Origin of the sequence: uncultured Roseobacter sp. (assembly GCF_947499265.1) — a bacterium.
Classification (GTDB): domain Bacteria; phylum Pseudomonadota; class Alphaproteobacteria; order Rhodobacterales; family Rhodobacteraceae; genus Roseobacter.
Map to the genome: position 1 here is coordinate 370,708 of NZ_CANMNK010000007.1, position 13,838 is coordinate 384,545.

Genomic DNA, 13,838 nt, shown 5'->3' on the forward strand with positions numbered 1-13,838 from the left:
GCGCAGGAAACTTGACAATCAAGCGGCTGTGCGTGACAGACCGCGCATGATGAAAACTCTGATCATGGTGGCCCTTGGCGGCTCGATTGGCGCGTCGTTGCGCTTTCTCTGGGGGGTGTCGGTCTTTCGCCTGACCGGCCCGACGGAGCTGCCCTTGGCGATCATGGCCGCGAATGTGATCGGGTCGTTTCTGATGGGGGCTTTCGTCGTGCTGGCGGCGCACCGCGGGCTGACACATCTCAGCCCCTTCATCATGACGGGCCTGCTGGGCGGCTTCACGACATTTTCCGCGTTTTCATTGGAAACGGTGACCTTGCTGGAGCGGGGCAGTCTTGGGCTGGCGGGGCTCTACATCGCCTTGTCCGTTGGCCTGTCCATTGCCGGTCTGATGCTGGGTCTCTGGGTGATGCGGGGGGTGCTGCTGTGAGCCGGGTTCAGATGCTGACCATCAAGGACGGTGATGCGGATCAACGGCTGGACCGTTGGTTTCGCGGGCAGTTCCCGCACATCAGTCAGGGCCGGATCGAGAAAATGTGCCGCAAGGGCGAGATCCGCGTTGATGGCGGCCGGGTCAAAGGCTCCACACGGCTGGAGGCCGGGCAGCAGGTGCGGGTGCCGCCCTTGCCGAGCAGTGATGCCCCGCCGCCCACGCCCAAGGCAAAAGTCTCTGATGCGGATGCAAAGCTGATCCAGTCCTGTGTGATCTACCGCGACGATCATGTGATTGCGCTGAACAAACCGGCGGGGTTGCCGACGCAGGGCGGGTCCAAGCAAACGCGGCATGTGGATGGCATGGCGGAGGCCCTAAAATTCGGGCTGGATGAAAAACCGCGGCTGGTTCACCGGCTCGACAAGGATACCTCCGGCGTATTGCTTCTGGCCCGTACGCGCGCTGCAGCCAAAGCGCTGACCGCCGCGATGCGACATCGGGAGACGCGCAAGATTTACTGGGCGCTGGTGGCCGGTGTCCCGACACCCTACCTCGGTGAGATCAAATACGGTCTGGTCAAGGCGCCCGGTCGTGGTACCGGCGGCGAGGGGGAAAAGATGATCGCGGTGCATCCGCGTGACATTGACGACACCTATGGCGCCAAACGCGCGCATACGCTTTACGCCACGCTCTACCGCGTTGCATCGCGGGCCGCCTGGGTCGCGATGGAGCCGGTCACGGGCCGGACGCATCAGCTGCGCGCGCATATGGCGGAGATCGGGCATCCGATCATCGGGGATGGCAAATACGGTGGCTCCGGTCAGGAAAACATGGGGGACGGCTGGGGCGCGCAACTGGGCGGGATCATCTCCAAGAAGCTGCATCTGCATGCACGGATGATGCGTTTTGAACACCCGGAGACGCGCAAGGTGGTGACAGTGACCGCGCCGATGCCCGATCACATGGCGCAGAGTTGGGACACCTTTGGCTGGACAACAGATCTGGCCGCCGAAGATCCGTTTGAGGCGCTGGAATGAGCGCGCCGCTGCGGTTGGTGATTTTCGATGTGGATGGCACGCTGGTAGACAGCCAGGCCGACATCCTCGCCGCCATGGCGCAGGCCTTTGCCGCCGTTGGACAGCCCGCACCGTCGCGCAATGCAATTTTGGGGATCGTTGGCCTGTCGCTGGACGTGGCCATGGCCCGTTTGGCGCCGGATGCGGATCATGCCCGCATGGTTCAGGGCTACAAGGACGCCTACATGGTATTGCGGGCCAAGACCGGGGCGGCGCAATCCTCTCCGCTCTACCCCGGCGCGCGGGAGGCTTTGACGCGGCTGCGTGCGCAGCCAGAGGTGCTGTTGGGGGTGGCGACCGGAAAATCAAAGCGCGGCCTCGACAAGCTGATCGAAGCGCACGGGCTTGAAGGTGTCTTTGTCACGCAGCAGGTCGCGGATTTTCACCCCTCAAAGCCGCACCCGTCGATGATCCATCAGGCGATGATGGACACCGGCGTTGCGGCTGGCCAAACGGTGATGATCGGCGACACCAGTTTTGACATGGATATGGCCGCAGCGGCGGGTGTGCACGGGGTGGGCGTGAGCTGGGGATACCATCCGGTTTCCGCGTTGCGCGCCGCGCGGACGGTATTGCCCGATTTTACAGCACTTGATGCGGTTCTGGGCGAGCTCTGGGGGATCACGGCGTGAGCGAGTGGAAGGCCAAGAGGTTCTGGAAAACCGCAGCGGTTGTCGAAAAAACCGGTGGGTTCGAGATCGCATTGGATGCACGCCCGGTCAAAACACCGGCAAAACGCGCCTTGCTGGTGCCCAGCCGCGGGTTTGCCGAGGCGATTGCCGCAGAATGGGATGCGCAAGAAGATCAGATTGACCCACAAAGCATGCCCTTTACCCGCACGGCAAATGCGGCGGTGGACAAGGTTGCGACCCAGCATGCCGAAGTCGCCGAAATGCTGGCAGCCTACGGCGACAGCGATCTGCTGTGTTACCGGGCGGAGCAACCTGTCGAACTCGTGGCGCGTCAGGCGCAGATTTGGGATCCATTTCTCGACTGGGCAGACACGGCGCTGAACGCGCGTCTGGAAGCGCGGGCAGGGGTCATGCACATCCCACAGGACCCACAAGCGCTGGAACGCCTATCGGCCAAGGTGGCCGCGCTGTCCGCCTATCAGCTGGCTGCGTTTCACGATCTGGTCAGCCTCTCGGGGTCGCTGATTCTCGGCTTTGCGACCGCGCAAGATGTGCAAAGCGCCAGGGCCATTTGGGACGTTTCCCGTCTCGATGAAATCTGGCAGGCAGAGCAATGGGGCCAGGACGAAGAAGCCGAAGCAGCGGCGGCCATCAAGCAAGCGGCTTTTGAACACGCAAAAGTGGTTTTTGACCTCTCCAAGCCCGATTCTTAGGAGATTGCATGACAGTGATGCGAAGTTACGCAACGCCGAGCGCGATTTTCCGAAGCCTACCCTTGACGTTATTGCTTGAATCCGACCAGTATGTCGCCCACTTGGAAGGTACTAACATCCAATATCGCCTCCGGCCGAAATGTGCCGGTAGACCCGCCAAAACCGGCGGAAAATCAGGAAGAGGTAAAAATGAAAAAATCTGTACTCCTTGGCGCGTTGACCGTTGCTGGCCTTGCGGCTGGCGCAGCGGCCGCTGGTACGTTGGACGACGTAAAAGCGCGCGGCAAACTTAACTGTGGTGTGACCACGGGGCTTGTGGGCTTTGCGGCTCCGGACGCAAATGGCGAATGGAAGGGCTTTGACGTTGCGGTGTGCCGCGCTGTTGCCGCCGCCGTTCTGAACGACCCGACAGCGGTGGAATTCGTGCCGACAACCGGCAAAACACGCTTCACGGCACTGGCATCCGGTGAAATCGATATGCTGGCGCGGAACACCACATGGACGTTCAGCCGCGATGTCGACCTGAAGTTCACCTTCGTTGGTGTGAACTACTATGACGGTCAGGGCTTCATGGTGCCCAAAGCGCTTGGCGTGACCTCGGCAAAAGAGCTGGACGGTGCAACGGTTTGCATCCAGACCGGTACGACCACAGAGCTGAACCTCGCGGATTTCTTCCGTGCCAACAACATCAGCTATGAGCCCGTGCCAATCGAGACAAACGCGGAAGGTCAGCAACAGTACCTCGCGGGTGCTTGCGATACCTACACCACAGACGCTTCCGGCCTGGCGGCGACTCGTGCTACGTTTGAGAACCCGGGCGACCACGTTCTGCTGCCTGAAATCATCTCCAAAGAGCCACTGGGCCCGCTTGTACGCCACGGCGACGACGAATGGGGTGACGTGGTGCGCTGGACGTTGAACGCGCTGATCACAGCCGAAGAACTGGGTGTGACATCGACCAACATCAACGAGATGGCCGCAAACACCACCAACCCGGAAGTTGCACGCCTGCTGGGCACTGAGGGTACATTGGGCGAAATGCTCGGCCTTGACGCCGAGTGGTCCAAGCGTGCGATTGCAGCCGAAGGCAACTACGGTGAGGTCTTTGCCAAGAACATTGGTGAAGAAACACCGATTGGTCTGGCACGCGGTCTCAACGCGCAGTGGACAAACGGCGGCCTGATCTACTCGCCTCCGTTCCGCTAAGAACAACACGGCCAAGGGCGCAGAAAAAATCTGCGCCCTTCGCTTTTTAACGACCCATAAAACCAAAACCCGACCACCGAGGTGCGCAAAGTACCCGTTAAAACAAAGGTCGGAACCACGGGGAACATTTCAATGACGACACTGACGGACCCACCGCAGGGCTCCTTTCACCTGTCTATGTTGATCAATGATACGCGGTATCGATCAATGACATTCCAGGTGATCGCTTTCATCCTGCTGTCGCTTTCGGTCGGCTATTTGTATAGCAATCTGGCCGCCAATCTTCAGGCACAGGGCTTAAGGATCGATTTTTCCTTCCTGGGCGCGCCCGCGGGCTATGACATCAACCAGCGCCTGATTGAATACACCAGCCAATCCACAAACGCCCGCGCCGCCATTGTCGGTATTCTGAATACCCTGCTGGTGGCCTTTCTGGCCTGTCTGATGGCGACCGTCTTCGGTGTTTTTGCCGGTGTGCTGCGCCTCTCCAACAACTGGCTCGTGTCCAAGATCATGGCCTTTTACGTGGAGATTTTTCGCAACATCCCGGTCCTGATCTGGATCCTGATCATCTACGGCATCATGACCGTTTCGATGCCTGGCGCCCGTCCTTATCTGGGCGAAAACCCGGAACGTGAGATGCTTTTTGGCATGTTTGCCTTTACCAACCGGGGCGTTTATTCGCCCGCGCCGATTTGGGGCGAGGGGTCCATGGTCGTGGTGGCCGTGTTCATTCTGTCCATCATCGGGACCATCGGCTATCGGCGCTACGCGACCAACCTGCTCTACAAGACCGGTCAGTTGCTGCCCATGGGGTGGCCGTCTCTGGTGATCCTCTTCGTGCCGACAATCGCCATTTTTCTTTTGATGGGTCAGCCCATCGGGCTCGACCTGCCTGATCCGCTTGCCAACCGGTTCAACCTGAGGGGCGGCATTCAGATCGGTGCGCCGCTGATTGCGATCTGGTTTGCCCTGTCCATCTACACCGGCGCTTTCATCGCTGAAAACGTGCGCGCGGGCATCCAGGCGGTTTCCCGAGGGCAGACAGAGGCCGCATCGGCGCTTGGGTTGCGCTCGGGCCGTGTGATGAGCCTCGTTGTGTTGCCCCAGGCGTTGCGGGTGATTATCCCGCCGCTGATCTCGCAATATCTCAACATCACCAAGAACTCGTCGCTCGCCATCCTCGTGGGCTACGCGGACGTGACCGCGACACTGGGCGGGATCACCTTGAACCAGACCGGTCGCGCCATCGAATGCGTGGTCCTGATGATGTTGTTTTATCTCACGATCTCGCTGCTGATCTCAGCGGTGATGAACGTCTACAACAACTCTGTTAAGCTGAAGGAGCGCTGATGCCCATGTCAGATACGCATGCACATTCCGTCGCCTTCGTCCGTACAGAGGAGGTGCCGACAGCACCGCCGCCCAGCAATGCCGCCGGACCAGCCAAGTGGGTGAAGGACAATCTCTTCGCCACGCCGCTGAACGGGCTGCTGACGCTGGTCGCGCTGTATTTCATCTATGCCATCCTGTCATCCGCGCTGCCGTGGATCATGGGCGGTATCTGGCAGGCGCCAAGCCTTGCCGCCTGCCGCGAAATCCTCGATGGAGCGTCTGCGGCCTGTTTCGCCGTCCTGTCGGAGCGCTGGAACCAGCTGCTCTTTGGCTTCCAATACCCTGATGATCAGTATTGGCGTCCCGGTCTGGCCTTCATCCTGCTGTTCGTGGCGGCTGCACCGGTGCTGTTTTTCGACCTGCCGCGCAAGCTGCTGGCCTTCACTGCCATATACCCGTTCATTGCCTATTACCTGCTCTGGGGGGGCACGGTCTTTGTCCCGATCCTCGCCTTTGTCGGTATTGTTGGTGGTTTCCTGGTCTATCAGCGTCTGGTCGCGGGTAGCTTCGCTGCGGGCTTCTTTGGGGGTATCATCGCGGCCTTTGTCATCTGGACGATCGGGGGATGGCTGATCCCTGACAATGCTTCGGCCAATGCGGCGCTTCCTGCGGTGCCCAGCCGGTACATGGGGGGCTTTATGCTCAACATGATGCTGGGCGTGACCTGTGTGTCCCTGTCCGTGCCGATTGGGATTGCGCTGGCGCTTGGACGTCAGTCCAGCATGCCGCTGATCAAATGGATTTGTGTGGTTTTCATTGAATTCATCCGCGGTGTGCCACTGATCACCCTGCTTTTCGTGGCGAACGTCATGCTGGCGTATTTCTTTCCGCCCGGCTCTGGCGTCGATCTGTTCCTGCGCGTGGTGATCATGATCACCATGTTCTCGGCGGCCTACATCGCCGAGGTGATCCGGGGCGGCCTCGCCGCCTTGCCGAAAGGTCAGTATGAAGCCGCCGACAGTCTGGGGCTGGATTATCCGCAGGCGATGCGGCTGATCATCCTGCCGCAAGCGCTCAAGATCTCGATTCCGGGCATCGTGAACGTGGCCGTCGGTCTTTTCAAGGATACGACGCTGGTGTCGGTCATCTCGATGTTCGACATGGTTGGGATGATCCGCGGACCGATCTTGGCCTCGACCGAGTGGAATGGTGTCTATTGGGAGCTCTTTGGCTTTGCGGCCCTCCTCTTCTTCATCGTCTGCTACGGCATCTCGCAATACTCACAATGGTTAGAGCGTCGCCTCGCGACTGACCATCGGTAACACACCCTCAAGTAGCGTAAGCGATAGGGTATAATAAGGAGGCCAGATCATGGCTGAACACGCAACTCAAATGCAGGTCTCGGATGAGATCGCGATCACCATCAACAAGATGAACAAGTGGTATGGCACTTTCCACGTGCTGCGCGACATTGATCTTACTGTGAACCGTGGCGAACGGATCGTGATCTGCGGGCCCTCCGGGTCCGGTAAGTCCACGCTCATCCGCTGCATCAACGCGCTGGAAGAGCATCAGCAAGGATCGATCGAGGTGGATGGCACGCTGCTCTCGTCAGACCTCAAGAACATCGACAAGATCCGCTCCGAGGTCGGCATGTGCTTTCAGCATTTCAACCTCTTCCCGCATCTGACGATCCTGGAAAACTGCACGCTGGCGCCGATCTGGGTGCGCAAGACACCCAAGAAAGAAGCCGAAGAAACGGCGATGCATTTCCTGGAGAAGGTGAAAATCCCCGATCAGGCCAACAAATTCCCTGGTCAGCTGTCGGGGGGCCAACAGCAACGGGTGGCGATTGCGCGGTCCTTATGCATGCGTCCGCGCATCATGCTCTTTGACGAGCCGACCTCCGCGCTTGATCCGGAGATGATCAAGGAAGTGCTCGACACGATGATCGAGCTTGCCGAAGAGGGCATGACCATGCTCTGTGTGACCCATGAGATGGGTTTTGCCCGTCAGGTGGCGAACCGCGTGATCTTTATGGATGCGGGTCAGATCGTGGAACAGAACGAACCTGAAGCCTTCTTCAACAACCCGCAAAGCCCGCGTACACAGCTCTTCCTCAGCCAGATCCTGGGCCACTGACGGGTAGGGTGGGCTTTCAGGCCACCCTCAGCACAGATCACGCGGAACGGTAAAATCAATCGGCTGGCCAATGTGCCAGCCGATCTCGTTCCAGCCTTCGATGTCGAAATCAACAACCAGTGTCGCCCCTGTGGGGTAGTCAAAGAACCGCGGGTGGTCGGGTGCGATAGCGACCAGACGTTCGGCCATGTCCGCGATGCCGGGATTGTGCCCAATCATCAGCACCGATTGCGCTGTTGCTCCGCTCAGCACCGCTCTCATGTCGTCTGCTTCTGCCAGATAAAGGCTTCTGGTGAACGACACCTCTGTTTGCGTAGGCAGATCCAAGCCCAACAGTGTTTGCCCGGTGCGTTCCGCTGAAGAGCAGATCACCTGATCCGGGACATAACGCGCCTGCCTCAGCCACGCGCCCAAAGCTTTTGCAGCGGCTTTTCCCCGGTTGTTGAGGGGGCGGTCATGATCCTCAAGACCGACATGCCCCCAATCAGACTTTGCGTGGCGCATCAGTATCAGGCGGCGCATACGGTCACCCTTTGAAGGTGGTCATGTGGAATGCGGATTGTTCCGGCGCACGATCAAAGGCCATCGAAATCGGACAGGCCCGTCGCACCTGACACCCATTTTCCATACAATCCTGACCTTCCATTGTGTCGAGATAGGCTTTGCAGCCAGGAACATCATAGGCCTGCGCGCCGGACAATGCACCCACCGGGCAGGCAGAAACACAAGGCTGCTCGACGCAGGTGTCACAGGGGTTGCGCGCTGCGGAACTGTCGAGGTCCAGCTTGGTGGTGAACGCCAATGCGCCTCTGATGGAGATCATCAACCCGGCACTCTCATGCACCATCATGCCTGTAGGGCTTTGAAAAAAGCGACCGGTGTTGAGCGCCCAATCAATAAACGGCGCGTAGGGCGGCCCATCCGAAGGATAGATATCATCTGAGCCAATCTGCACGGCAATGGCGCCGATAACCCTCTTGGACCAGCGGTCAAGGGGATCGGGGTGGCCATCGCGATATTCAGATGCCGATTTGAACGTGGGCCAACACAATCTGCCCGCGCCGAGCAGGACAAGGGTGCGGTGCGCATTTGAGCGCGCATTTGGATGGGCATGGAACGCACCCATCACAAATAGACCCGAAGGCGCGGCCAGCCTTTCGATCTCGGGCAGTGTCATTTCCGAACGAAAGGCAGGGAGATCGACCAGCCAAACCGGCTGGGTCTGTCGTCCTGCCATTCCAGCCCGACCTGCATTTCGTCGTGGCCCGCCTTGGGTTGGGGAATGTAGGTGCCGAACATCTGATCCCAGATTGACAGGGCAAAGCCATAGTTGCTGTCATGTTCGGAGCGGTGCACCGAGTGATGGACCCGGTGCATATCTGGCGTCACCAGAAAGCGCCGCACAATGGCATCGAGCCAGAGCGGCAGACGGATATTGGCATGATTAAACATGGCCGTGCCATTCAGCAGAATCTCGAACACGATCACCGCCAGCGCGGCAGGCCCCAACAGATAGACCAATCCGATTTTCAACAGCATCGACAGGGCAATTTCAACCGGATGGAAGCGAATGGCCGTTGTCACATCCATGTCCACATCCGCGTGGTGCACTTGATGCAATCGCCAGAGCAGGGGCACCTTATGGGTGATCAGGTGCTGCAGCCAAATGGCAAAATCGAGCACCAGAACGGCGAGGGTAAACTCAAGCCAAAGGGGCCAACTGAGCGCGTTGAAAAGCCCCCAGCCCTGTGCCTGCGCATCCAGCGCGGCACCGACCGCCAACAGCGGCAATGCAAAGGCCAATGCTCGCAGCGTCAGGGTGTTTGCAAGCGTGATCCCCCAGTTGGTGGTCCAACGACGGCTGCGCGGTTGACTGCGCACACGCCGGGGTGCCAGCGCTTCCAGCGTCGCCAGCAGTGCAAACAGGCCCAGAAAAATACTCAGCCGAATGAGAGTTTCGTTTTCCATGCGCTACACTTAGAACACACCGCGCGGTGCTCCAAGCGACAGCATGACACATCTGCGTCAGTCCGCGCGAATAATCGATCCCGCGCCATGCTCGGTAAAGAGCTCCAGCAGGCAGGCGTTGGGCGCGCGCCCATCGAGAATGACGGCCGCGCGCACGCCGCCCTGCAGCGCATCGAGCGCCGTTTCCGTCTTGGGGATCATGCCGCCCGCAATGGTGCCTTGCGCCGTCATCTCCCGGATCTGGGTGGCGCTGAGTTCGGTCAACACATCGCCTTGGGCGTTTTTGACCCCCGCAACATCCGTCAGCAATAACAGCCGGTCTGCCTTGAGCGCGGCGGCGACTGCGCCCGCGGCGGTATCGCCATTGATGTTGAAGGTCTCTCCCGCATGTCCGGCACCCAGGGGCGCAATCACCGGGATGTATTCCTTTTCCGCCAGATCCCGCAGCAGACGCGGATTGACCACATCGGGTGTGCCGACAAATCCAAGTTCCGGGTGCGTCTGCGTGCAGGTGATCAATGCGCCATCCTTGCCAGAAAGGCCCACGGCCCGCCCGCCCTGACGGTTGATCGCCTGCACGATACGCTTGTTGACAAGACCGCTCAGCACCATTTCGACCACTTCCATAGTGGCCGCGTCTGTCACACGTTTGCCATGCACGAATTCGGATTTGATCTGCAGCGCGTCGAGCTTTGCGTTGATCATCGGGCCGCCGCCATGCACGATCACCGGATTCACCCCGACATGCCGCATCAGCACGACATCGCGGGCGAATTCCTCCATCGCCTCGTCGCTGCCCATCGCGTGGCCGCCGAGTTTGATCACGACCGTGGCACCGGCATAGCGTTGCAGATAGGGGAGCGCCTTGTTGAGCGTGCTGGCGGTGGCAATCCAATCGCGGTTCATATCTTGGGTCTTCATTCTGGGCCTTGGGTCATGCGGTTATGTGCGCAGGTCAGCGATGGTGCAAGGGATCCGCTATTCCAGCGTCGCGATGATAGAGCGCAAAGTGGGAATGCCCCAGCCCTTTTCACTGGAGGTCACGACAATCTCGGGAAAGGCGGCGGGATGTTTTGACAGGGCGCTGCGCACCTGATCCATAACCTTGGCGCGTTCTGCTTCCTTCACCTTGTCGGCCTTGGTCAGCACGACCTGAAAGGTGACTGCGGCGCTGTCGAGCAGGCTCAGGATTTCTTCGTCGACCTTTTTGACGCCATGGCGTGCATCAATCAGCACGAAGGCGCGGCGCAGGGTCTGGCGTCCGGACAGATATTGCTTGAGCAGCCGCTGCCACTTTTCCACCACCGGGATCGGTGCATTCGCAAAGCCGTAGCCGGGCAAATCGACCAGATAGTGCGTCTCGCCCGCGGTGAAAAAGTTAATCTCCTGCGTACGACCGGGTGTATTGGATGCACGGGCCAGCCCTTTGCGGCCGGTCAGGGCGTTAATCAAAGACGACTTGCCCACATTGGAGCGACCGGCAAAGCAGACCTCCAGCCGATCCGGTTCGGGCAGCCCTGACATGGCCACGACACCTTTGACGAATTCGGTCTCGCCCGCAAAAAGCAATCGACCGGTTTCGGCAATTTGTGGGTCAGGCTCATCGGCGATGGGAAAGGGCAACTGCATCACAAGACCTCAACCGGGTCGCCAAGCTGCAAGGGGCCCGCTTCGATCACCTCTGCACGCACGCTGAAATCCTGATGTCCCCAATGTTTCAACGCGCCCAGCATGTCGGTATCGCGCTCGCCTGTTTCTGGGTTGGCCGTGGTTGCAAGGCACCGATCGGTGCGTTCGCGCAACCGAAGGACACAGCCCCCAACACGAACATCGCGCCCCATCCAGTCAAATTCGATCCAAGGCGCTGTGCTTTCAAACCATATGTTACCGCGCCAGCGGTGGATGGAAAGGGGCTGTCCGATCTGCTCCTCCACAGCCCTGTGGGAGGCCAGATTGCACAGGGTCACGGACGCGAAATGACTGTCTGTGAAGCCCCGCCCGTTCAGGCGGATAATTCTTTCAGGCAGGGCACGGTTTTGCGGCACCAGTGGCATCACCCAATCGATCAGTTTGTCGCCTTCGGTATCGGGGTGAAAACTGAGGTCAGGACGATCTGGGTGAGAGAGATGCAAGACCTCTGCATCCTCCTCCAGACGCGATGAAATCGCCAGCAAGCTTGGCGCTTTTGACCCACGGCTGAAGTTTGCGCAGGGTGCCCACGCGCTGCCATCCGCTTTTGACGCCTCATGCGCGACCGCCCACACCCGGTCATAGGGCATGGATTGCCCTGCCTGCAGGTTGACGGTTTCCAGCGCTTCCCGGCCATGGCTTTTCAACGGATGGCGCAGGATGTGAGCGACTTTCATCACTGTGGGTCCGATTTGGATTTGCGGTTAAAGCCGCTTTTGATGTTGCCAAAAACGTCAGGTTTGTAGCCCTGGCTGCGCATGATCAGGTATTGCTGTGTGAAGGTGATCGTGTTGTTGGCGATCCAATACACCACCAGCCCGCTCGCGAAACCACCCAACATGAACATGAAGACCCAAGGCATCCAGGCAAAGATCATCTGCTGGGTCGGATCTGTGGGGGCGGGGTTCAGCTTTTGTTGCAGCCACATGGAAATGCCCAGTAGCAGGGGCAGAATGCCGATGAAGATCAACGCCATGATCGAATTCGGTTCCGGGCCAGTGAATGGTAGCAGGCCAAACAGGTTCATGATGGAGGTCGGGTCTGGCGCGCTCAGATCCTGGAAGGGGCCAAAGAAGGGCGCGTGCCGCAATTCGATTGTGACAAAAATCACCTTGTAGAGCGAAAAGAAGATCGGGATTTGTAGAAGGATGGGCAGACAGCCAGCGGCGGGGTTCACTTTCTCCCGCTTGTAAAGCTCCATCATGCCTTGCTGCATTTTCTGTCGATCGTCGCCAGCCTCTTCCTTGAGCTTCTCCATCTGCGGTTGAAGCTCTTTCATTTTGGCCATGGAAACATAGGATTTGTATGCAAGTGGGAAGAGCACAGCCTTGATGATTAAGGTCAATCCTATGATCGCCCAACCCATGTTGCCGATCAGTTGGTTCAACTCGTGCAGCAACCAGAAAATCGGTTTCGTCAGAAAGAAGAACCATCCCCAATCGATGCTATCGATGAAGCGATCTACGCCCGCGGACTGATATTCGCGGATGGTTTCCCATTCCTTTGCACCGGCAAAAAGCTGCGTTGAGACCGTGGCTGTCGCACCCGCGGCCACCGTTTGTGTCGGCAGAACGGTTTCAACCTGGTAGATGTCGTTGCGCGGCAGATACTTTGTGGTCAGACGCGTTGGCGTGGTTTGATCAGGGATGAGTGTCGCCATCCAGAAGTGATCGGTAAAGCCGATCCAGCCATTGGTTACGTCCTCGATCCGTTCTGATGGCACGCCTTCTCGCTGCCCGACTGCGAATTCCGGAATGTCGGACCAATCTGTTTCTGTCAACTCGCCATCCGCCATCGCGACAACGCCTTCGTGCAGGATGAAGAAGTTCTTAAGCTCTGATGGTTCCCCGTGGCGGGCCAAGATGCCGTAGGGCGCGAGATTGACGGCGGCGGCGGATGTGTTCGCAACCGACTGTGAGACAGAAAACATGTAGTTTTCATCGATCTCGATGGTCCGCGTGAAAACCAGACCGGCGCCATTGTCCCAGGTCAATGTGATGGGGGCGCCAACACCCAGTTGATCACCCTGCGACAGTGTCCAGAGCGTGGTTGGCCCAGGGACAGCATCCGGTGCAACGCCTGCTCCCGGCGCCCAGCCGTAAAGTGCATAATAAGCATCTGCGCTGCCGACGGGTGCCAGCATTGTAACGATCTCCGCTTCGGCATCCCGACTGACGCGGTAGTCCCTGAGCGAAAGGTCGTCGATGCGGCCACCCAGCAGAGAAACCGATCCGGTCAGGCGGTCCGTGGTCAGGGGTACGCGTGGCGCGTCGGAAATTGCCTCATTGCCGTTGCCGGTCTCGGGGGTGAGGGTCTCCTGAGATGTCGGAGAAGGCGCAGCAGACGGAACAGATGCAGTCGAATCCGCAGTTGAGGATTGGGTGGCAGGGATGCCTTCGAGGGGAACGTCAGGTTCAGGCGGTGGAAAGAGAACAAACCACACCAGAATCACGAGGAAACTGAGCGCTGTTGCAAGAATGAGGTTCTTGTTCTGATCGTCCATAGGGACAGCCACCTGATCTGTTTGATATCAGCGTGGGTTCAACAGAGTGCGGGCACAAAGGTCAAGCGGAATCGGGGTTTTTGGCTGATTTCGCGCTGTGTCCTTTGATGAAATTCATTTTCAGAGGAACCGCGCCATCACAGA

At 59.0% G+C, this 13,838-nt stretch carries 15 protein-coding genes; 8 read left to right on the forward strand and 7 right to left on the reverse strand.

What is annotated here, in order from left to right:
• Positions 1-46: 46 nt before the first annotated feature.
• From crcB to Q1A63_RS20415, 8 genes are all read left to right on the forward strand, one after another.
• Positions 47-427, forward strand: a complete 381-nt coding sequence (crcB, locus tag Q1A63_RS20380) for a fluoride efflux transporter CrcB (RefSeq protein WP_298974939.1) — start codon at positions 47-49, stop codon at positions 425-427.
• Entirely contained in the window at positions 424-1,467 is a 1,044-nt protein-coding gene (locus Q1A63_RS20385; RefSeq protein WP_298974940.1) for an RluA family pseudouridine synthase, read from the forward strand. The genes crcB and Q1A63_RS20385 overlap by 4 nt, the downstream gene beginning before the upstream one ends.
• Entirely contained in the window at positions 1,464-2,138 is a 675-nt protein-coding gene (locus Q1A63_RS20390; protein WP_298974941.1) for an HAD-IA family hydrolase, read from the forward strand. The genes Q1A63_RS20385 and Q1A63_RS20390 overlap by 4 nt, the downstream gene beginning before the upstream one ends.
• Positions 2,135-2,851: an ATP12 family protein gene (locus Q1A63_RS20395; RefSeq protein WP_298974943.1), complete on the forward strand. Its 717-nt coding sequence runs from the start codon at positions 2,135-2,137 to the stop codon at positions 2,849-2,851. Before Q1A63_RS20390 ends, Q1A63_RS20395 begins: the two co-directional genes overlap by 4 nt.
• Before the next feature lie 189 nt (positions 2,852-3,040).
• On the forward strand, positions 3,041-4,057 hold the full coding sequence (locus Q1A63_RS20400) for an amino acid ABC transporter substrate-binding protein (RefSeq protein ID WP_298974945.1): 1,017 nt from the start codon (positions 3,041-3,043) through the stop codon (positions 4,055-4,057).
• 132 nt (positions 4,058-4,189) lie between these two features.
• On the forward strand, positions 4,190-5,410 hold the full coding sequence (locus tag Q1A63_RS20405) for an ABC transporter permease subunit (RefSeq protein ID WP_298974947.1): 1,221 nt from the start codon (positions 4,190-4,192) through the stop codon (positions 5,408-5,410).
• Between the two features lie 5 nt (positions 5,411-5,415).
• Positions 5,416-6,714, forward strand: a complete 1,299-nt coding sequence (locus Q1A63_RS20410) for an amino acid ABC transporter permease (RefSeq protein ID WP_298974949.1) — start codon at positions 5,416-5,418, stop codon at positions 6,712-6,714.
• Positions 6,715-6,763: 49 nt separating this feature from the next.
• Entirely contained in the window at positions 6,764-7,534 is a 771-nt protein-coding gene (locus Q1A63_RS20415) for an amino acid ABC transporter ATP-binding protein (RefSeq protein WP_298974951.1), read from the forward strand.
• A 27-nt stretch (positions 7,535-7,561) separates the two neighbouring features.
• On the opposite strand, the gene Q1A63_RS20420 is transcribed toward Q1A63_RS20415, so the two are convergent.
• Genes Q1A63_RS20420 through yidC form a run of 7 tightly spaced genes read right to left on the reverse strand, consistent with a single transcriptional unit; the run spans position 7,562 to position 13,694 of the window.
• A complete protein-coding gene (locus tag Q1A63_RS20420) occupies positions 7,562-8,056 on the reverse strand; it encodes a histidine phosphatase family protein (protein WP_298974953.1) in 495 nt (164 codons plus the stop codon).
• Between the two features lie 4 nt (positions 8,057-8,060).
• Positions 8,061-8,711 (reverse strand): ferredoxin, encoded by a 651-nt coding sequence (locus tag Q1A63_RS20425; RefSeq protein ID WP_298974957.1) that lies wholly within the window; start codon positions 8,709-8,711, stop codon positions 8,061-8,063.
• Complete coding sequence (locus tag Q1A63_RS20430; RefSeq protein ID WP_298974958.1) at positions 8,708-9,502, reverse strand: sterol desaturase family protein; 795 nt, start codon at positions 9,500-9,502, stop codon at positions 8,708-8,710. The genes Q1A63_RS20425 and Q1A63_RS20430 overlap by 4 nt, the downstream gene beginning before the upstream one ends.
• A 57-nt stretch (positions 9,503-9,559) precedes the next feature.
• Positions 9,560-10,423 (reverse strand): acetylglutamate kinase, encoded by an 864-nt coding sequence (gene argB / locus Q1A63_RS20435; protein ID WP_298974959.1) that lies wholly within the window; start codon positions 10,421-10,423, stop codon positions 9,560-9,562.
• A gap of 57 nt (positions 10,424-10,480) precedes the next feature.
• Positions 10,481-11,131 (reverse strand): ribosome biogenesis GTP-binding protein YihA/YsxC, encoded by a 651-nt coding sequence (gene yihA, locus Q1A63_RS20440; RefSeq protein ID WP_298974960.1) that lies wholly within the window; start codon positions 11,129-11,131, stop codon positions 10,481-10,483.
• The gene (locus Q1A63_RS20445; protein ID WP_298974961.1) at positions 11,131-11,868 is read right to left on the reverse strand and encodes an MOSC N-terminal beta barrel domain-containing protein; all 738 of its coding nucleotides are present in this window, start codon (positions 11,866-11,868) and stop codon (positions 11,131-11,133) included. Before Q1A63_RS20445 ends, yihA begins: the two co-directional genes overlap by 1 nt.
• On the reverse strand, positions 11,868-13,694 hold the full coding sequence (gene yidC, locus Q1A63_RS20450; RefSeq protein WP_299632417.1) for a membrane protein insertase YidC: 1,827 nt from the start codon (positions 13,692-13,694) through the stop codon (positions 11,868-11,870). The genes Q1A63_RS20445 and yidC overlap by 1 nt, the downstream gene beginning before the upstream one ends.
• Between the last annotated feature and the right edge of the window lie 144 nt (positions 13,695-13,838).